Here is a 12,952-nt window from a genome sequence, read left to right on the forward strand (position 1 = left end):
TGTTGGGCCTTGCGGGCGCTGCGGGCGTGAAGGTGCGCAGATGTACGCCGACTACGGCGCGTCGCTGCGCAGACACGCACGCTCGCGCGGGTAGGAGTGCGGGGAGTGGTCATCGCGGCGCGGCCATCAGCTCGATGAATTGGTCGAACAGGTATTCCGCGTCGTGCGGGCCGGCGGCGGCCTCCGGGTGGTACTGCACCGAGAACGCCCGCCCGTCGGCGAGTTTGACGCCCTCGACCACCCCGTCGTTGGCGCAGGTGTGGCTGACGACGGCCGGCCCGAACGGTGTGTCGAAGGATTGGCCCGCCTCGCCTTCCAGCGCGAAGCCGTGGTTCTGCGCGGTCACCGCCACCCGCCCGGTGGCGTGGTCGATGACGGGGATGTTGATCCCGCGGTGGCCGAAGACCATCTTGTAGGTGGACAGGCCCAGTGCGCGGCCCAGGATCTGGTTGCCGAAACAGATGCCGAACAACGGGATTCCGGCGCCCAGCACCTCGCGGGTGAGCGCGACGACGTCGTCGGCGGTGGCGGGGTCACCGGGGCCGTTGGACAGGAACACGCCGTCGGGTGCGATGTCGGTGATCTGGTCGAAGCTCGTCGACGACGGGAGCACATGGCTGCGGACGCCCCGGCGGGCGAAGTTGCGCGGGGTGTTGGTCTTGATGCCCAGGTCCAGCGCAACCACGGTAAACCGTTGTTGGCCTTCGGCTTCCACGATGTAGGGCTCCGGGGTGCTGACCTCGCCTGCGAGATCGGCACCCAGCATCGACTGCTGCCCCCGAACCCGCTCCACCAGCTCGGCCGGCTCGGCGAGCGCCTCGCCGGAGAACACCCCGGCCTTCATGGAGCCGCGGGTGCGCAGGTGGCGCACCACCGCCCGGGTGTCGATGCCGGCGATCCCGACGATGTGCTGGCGCACCAGTTCGTCCTCCAGCGTGCCGGTGGCGCGCCAGTTCGACGCCCGCGGCGACGGGTCACGCACCGCGTAACCGGCGACCCAGATCTTGTCGCCGCGGCTTTCGGCGTCCTCGGTGTTCCAGCCGGTGTTGCCGATCTGCGGCGCGGTGGCCACCACGATCTGCCGGTGATAACTGGGGTCGGTCAGCGTCTCCTGGTAGCCGGACATGCCGGTGGAAAACACGGCCTCGCCGAGGGTTTGGCCGATCTGGCCGAACGGCGTGCCGGTGAAGACCCGCCCGTCCTCGAGTACCAGTAGGGCCTTGTTGGTCACGCTGCTTCCTCTTTCAGCCACTCGGTGTAGTCATCACGGTGGTTGGCCCGGAAGCCGGTGTCGATCTCGACTCCCGACGGCAGCCGCCACCGAATCGCCAGAATCCCGATCCGGGCCGCGGGCCGGCCTCCCATGCCGCGCTCCATGCGGATGTGGGTGATCGAATCGCGTGGAATCCAAAGCGGTTGGGCGCGTAGGCGTTCCACCATGATTCCGCTCGCATAGCGGGTCAGCACCGCTTTGCTGCGGTAACCCAGATCGCCGACGGCGATCCGCTCGCTCCAGCCCGGGGCCATCATCGAACCGCAATAGTGGCCTTGGGTGGTGGTCGTCGCCGCGCCCACCTGGTCGGGCGCGTCGGGCAGCCGGCCGATCAGTTCGGACTGCCGTTGCGAGCGCCGCCGCCAGCTGCGCATCATCAGCTGGATGACCACCGCGATCACCACCACCAGCACGGCCGCGAAGATGAGCGACCCCACCAGCGTGCCGGAATTCATGCCGGGCACTTCCCGTCTCGAGCGGTGACCTTCCCGCGCAGCAGGGTGGCCGTCACGGTGGCGGGCAGCGCCATCGACTCGAAGGGCGTGTTGGCCGACCGGCTGGCCAGCTCGGACCCGGCGACGGTCCAGGTGGCGTCGGGGTCCACCACCGTCAGGTTGGCCGGCTCACCCACCTCCAGCGGGCGGCCCTGGTCGGGCAGCCCGACGATGCGCGCCGGGTTTTCGCTCATCACGCGGGCGACGCCCCGCCATGTCAGCAGCCCGGGCTCCACCATGGTCCGCACCACCACCGACAGTGCGGTCTGCAGGCCCAGCATGCCGGGACGCGCCGCGGCGAACTCCACGCACTTCTCGTGCTCGGCGTGCGGGGCGTGGTCGGTGGCCACACAGTCGATCACGCCGTCGGCCAGGGCCTGGCGCAACGCCACCGCGTCGGCGGCCTCGCGCAGCGGCGGGTTGACGCGATTGCGGCCGTCGTAGCCGGCGAGCCTGCTGTCGTCGAGCAGCAGATGGTGCGGGGTGACCTCGGCGGTGATCGAGATCCCTTGTCCCTTGGCCCATTTCAACAGCTCGACGGTGCCCGCGGTGGAGGCGTGGCAGATGTGGACGCGGGCGCCCGCATCGCGGGCCAGCAGCGCGTCCCGCGCGACGATCGACTCCTCGGCGGCCCGCGGCCATCCCGCGAGGCCGAGCCGGGCGGCGGCGGGTCCCTCGTGGGCGACCGCGCCGACGGTCAGCCGTGGTTCCTCGGCGTGCTGGGCGATCAGCACCCCCAGGCCCGTGGCGTATTCGAGCGCGCGGCGCATCACCAGCGGGTCGTGCACGCAGCTGCCGTCGTCGGAGAACATCCGGACCTGCGCGGCGCCGGCCGCCATCATGCCCATCTCGGTGAGCTCGGTGCCGGCCAATCCGACGGTGACGGCGCCGACGGGGTGGACGTCGACCAGGGCGACCTGCTGGCCGCGGTGCCAGACGTGGTCGGTGACCACCGGGCTGTCGGCGACCGGGTTGGTGTTGGCCATCGCGAACACGGCGGTGTACCCGCCCAACGCCGCTGCGGCCGAGCCGGTTTCGATGTCCTCGGCGTATTCGCGGCCGGGCTCGCGCAGGTGGGTGTGCAGGTCGACGAAGCCGGGCAGCAGCACCTGCCCGGTGGCGTCGATGACGTCGGCCGTGTCGGGAATCGCGAGCGTGGGCCCGATGTCGGCGATCTGGCCGTCATCGACCAGCACGTCGACCCGGTCGCCCTCGCCGTACAACCGGACCCCGCGGATCAGCACGCTCACGCCGCCCCCTCTTTCCCGGCGGATTCCGCACCCACCAGCACGTGGAACAGCACCGCCATCCGCACGTGCACACCGTTGGCAACCTGTTGCAGCACAGCCGATTGCGACGAGTCGGCCACCGACGACGCGATCTCCATGCCACGCAGCATCGGGCCCGGGTGCAGCACCACGGCGTGGCCGGGCAGCATGGCCTGGCGGCGATCGGAAAGCCCGAAGCGGGAGGAGTATTCGCGCACCGACGGGAAGAAACCGCCGTTCATCCGCTCGGCCTGCACCCGCAGCATCAGCACCGCGTCGGCGGCGGGCAGCTCGGCGTCGAAGTCGCCGGAGACGGTGACCGGCCAGCCGTCGACCCCGGCCGGCAACAGCGTCGGGGGCGCGACCAGCACCACCTCCGCGCCCAGGGTGTTCAGCAGCATGACATTGGAGCGGGCGACCCGGCTGTGCAGGATGTCGCCGACGATCACGACGCGCCGGCCCTCGATCCCGCCGAGGCGCTGGCGGATGGTCAGGGCGTCCAGCAGCGCTTGCGTCGGGTGCTCGTGCGTGCCGTCGCCGGCGTTGATCACCGAGGGGCCGGAATCGTTGTCGGCGCACGTCCAGTCGGCCAACAGATGGGCCGCGCCGGAGGCCGGATGCCGGATGATCAGCGCGTCGGCGCCGGCCGCGCGCAGCGTCAACGCGGTGTCGCGCAGCGATTCGCCCTTGCCCACCGAGGATCCGGCGGCGCTGACGTTGATCACGTCGGCGCTCATCCACTTGCCGGCCACCTCGAACGACACCCGGGTGCGGGTGGAGTTCTCGTAGAACATCGTGATCACGGTGCGCCCGCGCAGGGTCGGCAGCTTCTTGACCTCGCGGCCCACCAGCGCCTCGGCGAACCGGTCCGCGTCGTCGAGGATGGCGGTGGCCTCGTCGCGGCTGAGATCGCCGGCGGCCAGCAGGTGACGCGTCATCGCGAGATCACCACCGCGTCGCGCCCGTCCTGCTCGCTCAGCAGCACGTGCACGCTCTCGGTGCGGGAGGTGGGCACGTTCTTGCCGACGTAGTCGGCGCGCAGCGGCAGTTCGCGGTGGCCGCGGTCGACCAGCACCGCCAACTGCACCACCCGCGGGCGGCCCACGTCGCGCAGGGCGTCCAGCGCCGAGCGGACCGAACGCCCGGAATACAGCACGTCGTCGATGAGGATCACCAGCGCGTCGTCGATGCCGCCGGCCGGGATCGAGGTGACCTCCAGCGGTCGCGGCGGCTTCTGCATCAGGTCGTCGCGATACAGGGTGATGTCGAGGGCGCCGTGTCCGACGTCGACTCCGCTGTATTCGGCGATGTTGGTGGCCAGCCGCTCGGCGAGGATCACGCCGCGGGTCGGGATGCCCAGCAGCACCACCCGCGGCGCGTCGGGCCCGTCCAGCGCGGTCTTTTCGATGATCTGATGCGCGATACGGGAAATGGTGCGACTCACGTCGGCCGCCGACATCAACTCGCGGCCGGTGCCGGTGTCACCCGCTGCACCCATGCGAAACCCTGACCTCCTTCTCCGCCTCGCCGGACGGATCGTTAAAGGATGTCGACTGCCCGGCAGCGTAGCACTTCTTCGCCGGAGGGCGGCGCGAGGCACGACCGCCACCGCGCGGGATCACCCGACGCGCCACACGCGTCCCACGCGTCCCGGCTTGAGCGGACGCGGCACTACCCTGGCGGACATGACCGGCTCAGGCTTCTCCGGACTGCAGCGAATGGACTTCGACGCGCTCTACCGCGGCGAGAGCCCCGGCGAAGGCATCCCGCCGATGACGACACCGCCGTGGGACACCAAGGCGCCCAAGGACAATGTCATCGCGTGGCATGGCGGGGGCTGGGTCCACGGTGACGTCCTCGACATCGGCTGCGGGCTCGGCGACAACGCCATCTACCTGGCGCAGAACGGGTTCCAGGTGACCGGCCTGGACATCTCCCCCACCGCGCTGATCACCGCCGGGCGCCGGGCCGCCGACGCCGGCGTGGACATCACGTTCGCGGTCGCCGACTCCACCGAGCTGGCGGGCTACAGCGGCGCGTTCGACACCGTCATCGACAGCGGCATGTTCCACTGCCTCGACGACGAGGGCAAGCGCAGCTACGCCGCCGCGGTGCACCGCGCGACCAGGCCGGGCGCCACGCTGTTGATCAGCTGCTTCTCCGACGCGAACGCCCCCGACGAGCGCTGGCCCCGGCCGGCGGTCTCCGAGCAGACGCTGCGCGACGTCCTGGGCGGCGCGGGGTGGGACATCGCGGCGCTGGAGCCCGCCACGATGCGCCGCGAGGTGGACGGCGCACAGGTCGAGATGGCGTTCTGGTACGTCCGCGCCCAGCGCGGTCGCCGCTAGGCGCAGCGATACTGCCCGTTGAGCACGCAATTCGACGGTGGCGAATAGGTACCGCTCAGCACGCCCCGGAAGCCCCCCGTGGCCGAACCCCCGGGCGCGATGACGCGGTTCCAATTCGCCGGGGTGACCACAAAATGCGTGCCGGATTGGGTGACGGTGCTGTTCCAGCTGTGCACGACGGACTGTCCGGCCGGCATGTCGAATTCGAGCTTCCAATCGGGTAGCGGCACCATGTTCGGGTTGGTGACGGTGAAGCGGGCGATGAAGCCGGTCTGCCAGGTATGTTCGACCGTCAACGTCGCCGTGGCCGCGGCCGCATGAGCCGCGGGGGCGACCGCCAGCCCGACGAGGGCAACCGCCGACGCCGAGGCCGCTACGTGAAGCGCTGTGTGCCAGCGCTTCACGTGATTCTTCAGTCCAGCCATAGCAGCCAACACTAGAACCGGACCGGGGATGTCGGCCCGCGCCCCGCGGGTAAGCTGCCGTACCTTTGCCCAACCGAAACCGTCATGAAATTTCGGCCCCGGTGCACCGATCCCCACGTCGCGGGCGGGTGACGGGCCGGCCCCCACGTCGCGGGCGGGTGACGGGCCGGTTAACCGGCCGTGTTGAGAAGGCGATACGGTTCGGATCGTCATGAGCGAGGAGTTTTGGGTCAACCGCCGCGACGCCGGTGAGGCGGTGATCCTGGAGGTCAGCGGCGTCGTGGACATCATCACCGCGCCCTCGCTCGCCACGCACATCGACATCGCCCTGTCCGGCACGCCGGCCGTGCTCGTCATCGACCTCACCGAGGTGGATTTCCTGTCCTCGGCGGGCATCACCGTGCTGGTCGAGGTGCATCGCCTGACCCAGGACAGCCCGACGTCGCTGCGGGTGGCCGCCGACGGCTCGGCCACCAGCCGGCCGCTGCGCATCGTGGGCCTCGACGAGGTCATCGACCTCTATCCCACGGTGAACCAGGCGCTGGAGGGGCGAGAGTCCTAGTGTGACGTCGGTGCGCCCCGGGCCCGACGCTAACGTGATTCGGGTGAATCTCGACGCCAACGCGGCCTCCATCCGCGAAGTGTGCGACGCCGGCATGCTCGCCGGCGCGGTCACCATGGTCTGGCAGCGCGGAGAAGTGCTGCAGGTCAACGAAATCGGCCATCGCGATGTGGACGCCGGCCTGCCGATGCAGCGGGACACGCTGTTCCGGATCGCCTCGATGACCAAGCCGGTCACCGTCGCCGCGGTGATGAGCCTGGTCGACGAGGGCAAGCTGACGCTGAAAGACCCCATCGTGCGCTGGGTCCCCGAGCTGGCCGATCTGCGGGTGCTCGACGAGCCGCACGGCCCGCTGGACCGGACGCATCCGGCCCGGCGCGCCATCCTGATCGAGGACCTGCTCACCCACACCAGCGGCCTGGCCTACAGCTTCTCGGTGTCCGGGCCGATCGCCAAGGCCTACATGCGGTTGCCGTTCAATCAGGGCCCGGACGCCTGGCTGGCCGAGCTGGCCAAACTGCCGCTGGTGCATCAGCCGGGCGACCGGCTCACCTACAGCCATTCGATCGACCTGCTGGGCGTCATCGCGTCGCGCATCGAGGGCAAGCCGTTCCACCAGGTTCTCGACGAGCGGGTGCTCGGCCCGGTCGGCATGCGTGACAGCGGGTTCTTCGTCTCCCCCGAGGCGCGGCGCCGCGCCGCGACCATGTATCGGCTCGACGAGCGGGGCCAACTGCACCATGACGTGATGGGTCCGCCGCACATCAAGCCGCCCTCCTTCCCCAACGCGGGCGGGGGCCTGTGGTCGACCGCCGACGACTACCTGCGGTTCGTGCGGATGCTGCTCGGTGAAGGAACGATCGACGGTGTGCGGGTGTTGTCGGCCGAGTCCGCCCGCCTGATGCGGACCGACCGGCTGACCGACGAACAGAAACGCCACAACTTCCTGGGGGCGCCGTACTGGGTGGGCCGCGGCTTCGGGCTGAACCTGTCGGTGGTGACCGATCCGGCCCGCAGCGCGCCGCTGTTCGGCCCGGGCGGCGTCGGGACCTTCAGCTGGCCCGGCGCCTACGGGACGTGGTGGCAGGCCGACCCGACCGCCGACCTGGTTCTGCTCTATCTGGTGCAGAACCTGCCCGACATGTCCGCCGACGTGGCCGCGGCCGTCGCCGGCAACACCTCGCTGGCGAAACTCCAATCGGTACAACCGAAATTCGTTCGCCGCACGTATCAGGCGCTCGGCCTCTAGCACCGTGGCCGATTACCCACCCGACCGGATCACCGGGCCCCGGCTGGTGCTGCGCCGGCCCGTGCTCGACGACGCGGGCGCCCTGTTTCAGCGCGTCGCGCGCGACCCCGAGGTCACCAAGTATCTGATGTGGGCGCCGCATCCCGACGTCGCGGCGACGCGGCGGGTGATCACCGAGAAGCTCAACGCCACCCCCGACGAGCGGACCTGGGTGATCGAGTTGCGGCACAGCGGCGAGGTCGTCGGGCTGGCCAGCTGCCGGCGGGCGGCGCCGCACTCGGTCGAGATCGGTTACTGCCTGAGCCGTCGGTGGTGGGGGAAGGGTCTGATGGCCGACGTGCTCGACATGCTGCTGGCCACGCTCGACAGCGACCCGGCGGTGTATCGGGTGTGGGCCACCTGCAGCGTCGACAACGAGCGCTCGGCCAGGCTGCTGGAGCGCGCCGGTTTCGTGCTGGAGGGACGACTGGCCCGCCACGCCGTCTACCCCAACGTCGGCTCCGAGCCGCAGGACAGCCTGCTGTACGCCAGGATCCTGCGCTGATCGAGCGCACCCCGGATCGCCGGCTACCAGGCCGGGTCCGGCGCCCTGCGCGCGATCACGAAACGCCGATCACCTCGCGGTCACGCCCGGCTCCCGGTGACCCGGCACCGTCCGGCGCGCCCGGGTTCCGTGCGGAGGAGGGCACCAGCGGCACGGCCGCCAGCGGGAACAACGCGCACAGCGCCCACGCCGGCGGGTACGCGGCGGCCGCGATCAGCGCACCGAAGAGGGGCGGCCCGGCGGCGGCCATCAGCCGTTGCGCGGTGTTCTGCAGGCCCAACGCGCGACCGCTCCAGAACGGCCCGGCGAACTCGGTGATCGCCGTGGCCTCGAGTCCGTTGTCGAGCACCGCGATCACCGAGATGACGACCATGAGCACCACGTCGAAGCGTGAACCGGCGCCGTCGGTGAAGGCCAGCAGGAACAGGCTCAGCGCGGCGGCGACGGCTACGGCGCGGAGGGGCCGCATCCGCGAGCCGACGCGATCCGACCAGCGCCCGACCGCGACACGGCCCGCCGCCCCCAGCAGCTGACACACCATCACCAGGCCGCCGGCGGCGGCCAGCGACCAGCCCTGCCGATTGATCAGCCACACGAGCATGAACGTCACGGTCACCGTCTGCGGCATCATCAGCAGCGCGCTCACCGCGTGAAGTCGCCACAGTACGGAGGACCCTCGATAGGGGCTGGCCAGTTCGGCGTCGGTGGCCGCCTTGCGCGATTTCCGGGGCGGATCGACGATCCCCAGCGCGCTGGCGACCGCGGCCACCGTGCACATGAGCGCGAGGAACATCAGCCCCGAACGTGGGCCGCGCTCGGCCAGCTCCGGTATCACCAACGCGCCCAGGGCGATGCCCAATGGCTGCGCGGTCTGACGAATGCCCATCGCCAGGCCCCGCTGGTGCGACGGGAACCACGCGGACACCAGCCGCCCGCCGGCGGTGTTGCAGCTGGCCGCCGCCATCCCGCCGAGGACCAAGAAGACGCTGACGGCCAGCATCGAATGGGCCGACGCCGCCGCACAGGCCGCCGCCGCCGTGAGCGCCGAACCGACCGTCAGCACGACCCGCTCACCGACGCGGTCCAACACCCAGCCCCACAGCACCAGCGTCACCACCATGCCCCAACTCGGCATGGACGACACCAGGCCGGCCTCGGCCAACGGGATGCCGCGGCCCGCCTGCAGCGACGGGATCAGGAACGCGACGCCATTGATGAAGAGGAACGACGTCGCCGTCACCCCCAGGGAGACGACCATGACCGACCACCGCGCCCCCGCGCCGAGTCGACCGACGCTGCCGGCTTCCCGAGACATGAAATCCATGGTGACACGACGTTCGCCCGGGCGGTTGTCGCCGCGAGCACCGTAACGTATTGGATCCTAAGGCGATTGATAACCGATACTCAGAGTTGACGCCCCGGCCCCCGCGGTTCATCAGCGGAATCCGTTCTGCGCCTTGGGATTAGCGAAACGGCCGAGTCGCTATGCGACCCCGTGATTCACAGCGCGAACACAGCGCTCGCTTATGCGCGCACTCAGCGTTTTCTCAGCGCGACTACCCTAGAAAAGCACCAACGACGACACCGGAAGTTGACGGGGGATGACTGACGTTTCGCGGCAGGCGCTGACCAAGGTGCCCGCGGTCACCCTGGGCTTCTGGATCATCAAGGTCTTCGCCACCACGCTGGGCGAGACGGGCGGCGACACCGTCACGATGACACTGAACTGGGGCTACGCGGCGGGGGTCGCGCTGTTCGGCGTCGCGCTGGTCGTGCTGGTTGCCGCGCAGATCTTCGCCAAGCGCTTCCACGCGGCGCTGTACTGGGCGACGATCGTGGCCTCGACGACATTCGGCACGACGCTGGCCGACTTCGCCGACCGTTCGCTGGGCATCGGCTACACCGGCGGGTCGCTGCTGCTGTTGGCGTGCCTGCTGGCCACCCTGGGCCTGTGGCGCTGGTCGCAGGGCACGGTGTCGGTCACCACCGTCTCCACGCCGAAAGTGGAGGCGTTCTATTGGGCGACAATCACTTTCTCGCAGACCCTGGGCACCGCGCTCGGCGATTGGCTCGCCGACACCCGCGACTTCGGTTACGAGCGCGGCGCGCTGGTGTTCGCGGCCGGCCTGGCCGCGGTCGTGGCGCTCTACTACTGGACGTCGGTCTCGCGGGTGGTGCTGTTCTGGGTCGCGTTCATCTTGACCCGTCCGTTGGGCGCGACGGTGGGCGACTTCATCGACAAGCCGGTCGCCGACGGCGGCCTGGCCCTGAGCCGCCCGCTGGCGTCGGCGGTGATCGCCGCGATCATCGTGGCCCTGCTCGTCGTCCTCCCCCAGCGTCCGGGGCGCCACCCCGGCGCGGCCCACCACGAAGCATGACGACATGAGCGTGACGACATGAGGGTCCTTCTCGTCGAGGACGAAGCGCGGCTGTCGGCGACCCTCGCCCGGGGCCTGCAGGCCGAGGGGTTCGTCGTGGTGAACGTCGGCACCGGCGTCGACGGCCTGCGGGAGGCCATCGAGAACAGCTTCGACGTGGTGGTCCTCGACATCATGCTCCCCGGCCAGAGCGGATACGAGGTGCTGCGCCGGATGCGGGCGCGCAACGTGTGGACACCGGTGCTCATGCTGACCGCCAAGGACGGCGAGTACGACGAGACCGACGCGTTCGAGCTGGGCGCCGACGACTACCTGACCAAGCCGTTCTCGTTTCGGGTGCTCGTGGCGCGGCTGCGTGCGCTGGTGCGTCGCGGCGTGCCGGAGCGACCCGCGGTGCTGACCGCCGGATCGCTGGTGCTGGACCCCGCGCGCCACACCGTCCGACGCGACTCCACCCCGATCACGTTGACGCCCAGGGAGTTCGGGGTGCTCGAATTCCTGATGCGCAATAAGGACATGGTGGTGACGAAGGCCGAAATCCTGCGCAACGTGTGGGATGCGCACTACCACGGCCCCGACAACGTGGTCGAGGTCTACGTGGGATATCTGCGCCGCAAGATCGATATGCCGTTCGGCACCAACACCATCGAAACGATCCGCGGCGTCGGTTACCGACTGTTGTGCTGAGGGTCGCGGTGCGGCAGGGTCACGATCACTCGGGTCCCGCCCCCCGCCCGGTCGTCGATGGTGACCGTGCCGCCGTGAGCGGCGGCCACCTCGGCGACGATCGCCAGGCCAAGGCCGGCTCCCCCGCCGCTGCGGGCACGGTCGGAATCCAGCCGCACGAAGCGTTCGAACACCCGGGTCCGGTCGCCCGGAGCGATTCCGGGGCCGTCGTCGCCGACGGTGAGGATCGCCGTGCCGTCGCGGCTGCCGACCTCGAGGACAACCCGCGACGTGGCATGGCGGACGGCGTTTTCCACGAGGTTGCGGATCATCCGCGAGAGGGCCACCGGGTCGCCGGTGCAACGCACCGGGCACAGGTCGGTGTCGATTGCGCAGTCCGCCTCGCGGCGCGCGCGGGCGGCCTCGACGGCGGCGACGTCATCGAGAGCCAGTTCTTCCCTGCGCCGCAGCAGGCTCTGTTCGTCGGCCCGGGCCAGCAGCAGCAGATCTTCGACCAGCGTGCGCATGCGTTGCGCCTCGGGCAGCAGGGTGTGGACCGCCAGCTCCGCGTCCAGCAGATCGGGGTGGGCCTCGGCGACCTCCAGTCCGGAGATGATGGTGGCCAGCGGGCTGCGCAGCTCATGTGACGCGTCGCCGACAAAGCGTTGTTGCGCACGGTGGCCGGCTTCGATGCGCGACAGCATCTGGTTCATGGTGACCGCCAGCGCGGCGATCTCGTCGCGGCCCTCCGGCACCGGAACCCGTTCGGCCAGATCCGATGCCGAGATTTCGGCCACGTGCGCGCGGATCGCGTCCACGGATCGCAGCGACCGGCGAACCAGCCAGAACGTCGCGGCCGCGGCCCCGGCGATGACGACCGGCGCGCCGCACGCCAGCAGCAGGGCGACGGTCCGCGCGGTCGCCTCGACCGCGCGGCTACCGCCGCCCACCAGCACCGTGTAGTCGCCGGACGGGGTCGCGACCCGTTGACCGCTGACGCGCATGTCGTCACCGGCCACCGCGTCGTCGGACAATCCGCGACGCAGCTCGAAGCCGAACTCGCCGACCGGAACGAGCGGCGTGGTGGGCGCCGAGCGTGACCGCTTCACCACCTGACCGTCCGGGGCGATCACTTGAACGGCGACCACGCGTTGGTCGGTGGTCAACAGCGAGCTGTCGAGGCCGGCCGGCGGATCGGACTGCAGCGCCTTTTTCAGGTCGCGCACTCTCTCGGCGGAGGCGTAATCGACGCCCGTCAGCAGGGACCGATACAGGAACGCGTCCAGTCCCGCGCCGGCGATGGCGAGCGCGCAGAGCACGACGACCGCCGACACCGCGGCCGAGCGGGCGGGGATGCCCCAGTGCGGGAGGCGAGGCAGCTGCACACCTCCGATTCTGCAGGGCCGCCACCCGGGAAACACCGAGCTCAGCACGCTTCTCAGCGGCCTCTCAGCGACCCCCTCCTAGGCTGACCTCGTCATGTCAGGTACTGCACGCCTTGCGCGCCGCAACAACCGCGCGACCACACGAATGCTGGCCTATCTCGCCATCGTCCTGGGCTCCGGGCTGGTGGGGGCGGCGCCGGCCGGCGCCGACCCGAGCCCTTTCAACACCCTCAGCTGCAGCTGTCCGGAGACGGCTCGAGCCGGCAGCACCGCCCGCAGCGACGAGATCCAGCGGGGGATCCGGCGGGGCGAACTCGGCCGGCCGCAACCACAAGTCTCGGCCCAACCGGGGCATTAGGC

Annotated in this window: 15 protein-coding genes; 7 read left to right on the top strand and 8 right to left on the bottom strand. The window is 70.3% G+C overall.

Going from position 1 to position 12,952, the window contains the following annotated elements; translation table 11 throughout:
- Nucleotides 1–109 precede the first annotated feature (109 nt).
- The 5 genes from carA to pyrR are packed head-to-tail and all read right to left on the bottom strand — an operon-like array spanning nt 110 to nt 4,533.
- On the bottom strand, nt 110–1,231 hold the full coding sequence (gene carA, locus U8D42_RS11875; protein WP_322861359.1) for a glutamine-hydrolyzing carbamoyl-phosphate synthase small subunit: 1,122 nt from the start codon (nt 1,229–1,231) through the stop codon (nt 110–112).
- Entirely contained in the window at nt 1,228–1,728 is a 501-nt protein-coding gene (locus tag U8D42_RS11880; protein WP_322861360.1) for a transporter, read from the bottom strand. The genes carA and U8D42_RS11880 overlap by 4 nt, the downstream gene beginning before the upstream one ends.
- A complete protein-coding gene (locus U8D42_RS11885) occupies nt 1,725–3,017 on the bottom strand; it encodes a dihydroorotase (protein ID WP_322861361.1) in 1,293 nt (430 codons plus the stop codon). Before U8D42_RS11885 ends, U8D42_RS11880 begins: the two co-directional genes overlap by 4 nt.
- Nucleotides 3,014–3,973: an aspartate carbamoyltransferase catalytic subunit gene (locus U8D42_RS11890; protein WP_085238728.1), complete on the bottom strand. Its 960-nt coding sequence runs from the start codon at nt 3,971–3,973 to the stop codon at nt 3,014–3,016. Before U8D42_RS11890 ends, U8D42_RS11885 begins: the two co-directional genes overlap by 4 nt.
- Complete coding sequence (gene pyrR, locus U8D42_RS11895) at nt 3,970–4,533, bottom strand: bifunctional pyr operon transcriptional regulator/uracil phosphoribosyltransferase PyrR (RefSeq protein WP_322861362.1); 564 nt, start codon at nt 4,531–4,533, stop codon at nt 3,970–3,972. Before pyrR ends, U8D42_RS11890 begins: the two co-directional genes overlap by 4 nt.
- A gap of 211 nt (nt 4,534–4,744) precedes the next feature.
- Between pyrR and U8D42_RS11900 the strand changes: the two genes are divergently transcribed.
- Complete coding sequence (locus U8D42_RS11900; RefSeq protein ID WP_322861384.1) at nt 4,745–5,383, top strand: class I SAM-dependent methyltransferase; 639 nt, start codon at nt 4,745–4,747, stop codon at nt 5,381–5,383.
- On the opposite strand, the gene U8D42_RS11905 is transcribed toward U8D42_RS11900, so the two are convergent.
- Entirely contained in the window at nt 5,380–5,808 is a 429-nt protein-coding gene (locus tag U8D42_RS11905) for a cellulose-binding domain-containing protein (RefSeq protein ID WP_085238731.1), read from the bottom strand. The genes U8D42_RS11900 and U8D42_RS11905 overlap by 4 nt on opposite strands.
- Nucleotides 5,809–6,019: 211 nt before the next feature.
- On the opposite strand from U8D42_RS11905, the gene U8D42_RS11910 reads away from it, so the two are divergent.
- The 3 genes from U8D42_RS11910 to U8D42_RS11920 are packed head-to-tail and all read left to right on the top strand — an operon-like array spanning nt 6,020 to nt 8,163.
- Entirely contained in the window at nt 6,020–6,370 is a 351-nt protein-coding gene (locus tag U8D42_RS11910; protein WP_322861363.1) for an STAS domain-containing protein, read from the top strand.
- Nucleotides 6,371–6,413: 43 nt separating this feature from the next.
- Nucleotides 6,414–7,619 (top strand): serine hydrolase domain-containing protein, encoded by a 1,206-nt coding sequence (locus tag U8D42_RS11915; RefSeq protein ID WP_322861364.1) that lies wholly within the window; start codon nt 6,414–6,416, stop codon nt 7,617–7,619.
- Nucleotides 7,620–7,623: 4 nt separating this feature from the next.
- The gene (locus tag U8D42_RS11920) at nt 7,624–8,163 is read left to right on the top strand and encodes a GNAT family N-acetyltransferase (protein ID WP_431523848.1); all 540 of its coding nucleotides are present in this window, start codon (nt 7,624–7,626) and stop codon (nt 8,161–8,163) included.
- A 55-nt stretch (nt 8,164–8,218) separates the two neighbouring features.
- Here the strand turns inward: U8D42_RS11920 and U8D42_RS11925 are convergent, their stop codons facing one another.
- A complete protein-coding gene (locus U8D42_RS11925; RefSeq protein ID WP_322861365.1) occupies nt 8,219–9,478 on the bottom strand; it encodes an MFS transporter in 1,260 nt (419 codons plus the stop codon).
- Between the two features lie 286 nt (nt 9,479–9,764).
- On the opposite strand from U8D42_RS11925, the gene U8D42_RS11930 reads away from it, so the two are divergent.
- Both U8D42_RS11930 and U8D42_RS11935 read left to right on the top strand, forming a co-directional pair.
- A complete protein-coding gene (locus U8D42_RS11930; protein ID WP_085238734.1) occupies nt 9,765–10,541 on the top strand; it encodes a COG4705 family protein in 777 nt (258 codons plus the stop codon).
- 18 nt (nt 10,542–10,559) lie between these two features.
- Nucleotides 10,560–11,228 carry a response regulator transcription factor gene (locus U8D42_RS11935; RefSeq protein ID WP_322861366.1) on the top strand — a complete coding sequence of 223 codons (669 nt, stop codon included), beginning with the start codon at nt 10,560–10,562 and terminating at the stop codon, nt 11,226–11,228.
- On the opposite strand, the gene U8D42_RS11940 is transcribed toward U8D42_RS11935, so the two are convergent.
- Nucleotides 11,210–12,592 carry an ATP-binding protein gene (locus U8D42_RS11940; protein ID WP_431523849.1) on the bottom strand — a complete coding sequence of 461 codons (1,383 nt, stop codon included), beginning with the start codon at nt 12,590–12,592 and terminating at the stop codon, nt 11,210–11,212. The genes U8D42_RS11935 and U8D42_RS11940 overlap by 19 nt on opposite strands.
- 94 nt (nt 12,593–12,686) lie before the next feature.
- Between U8D42_RS11940 and U8D42_RS11945 the strand changes: the two genes are divergently transcribed.
- On the top strand, nt 12,687–12,950 hold the full coding sequence (locus tag U8D42_RS11945; protein WP_085238737.1) for a hypothetical protein: 264 nt from the start codon (nt 12,687–12,689) through the stop codon (nt 12,948–12,950).
- The last annotated feature ends 2 nt before the right edge of the window (nt 12,951–12,952 follow it).

The organism is Mycobacterium europaeum (assembly GCF_034555895.2).
In the GTDB taxonomy this organism is placed as follows: Bacteria; Actinomycetota; Actinomycetes; order Mycobacteriales; family Mycobacteriaceae; genus Mycobacterium; species Mycobacterium europaeum.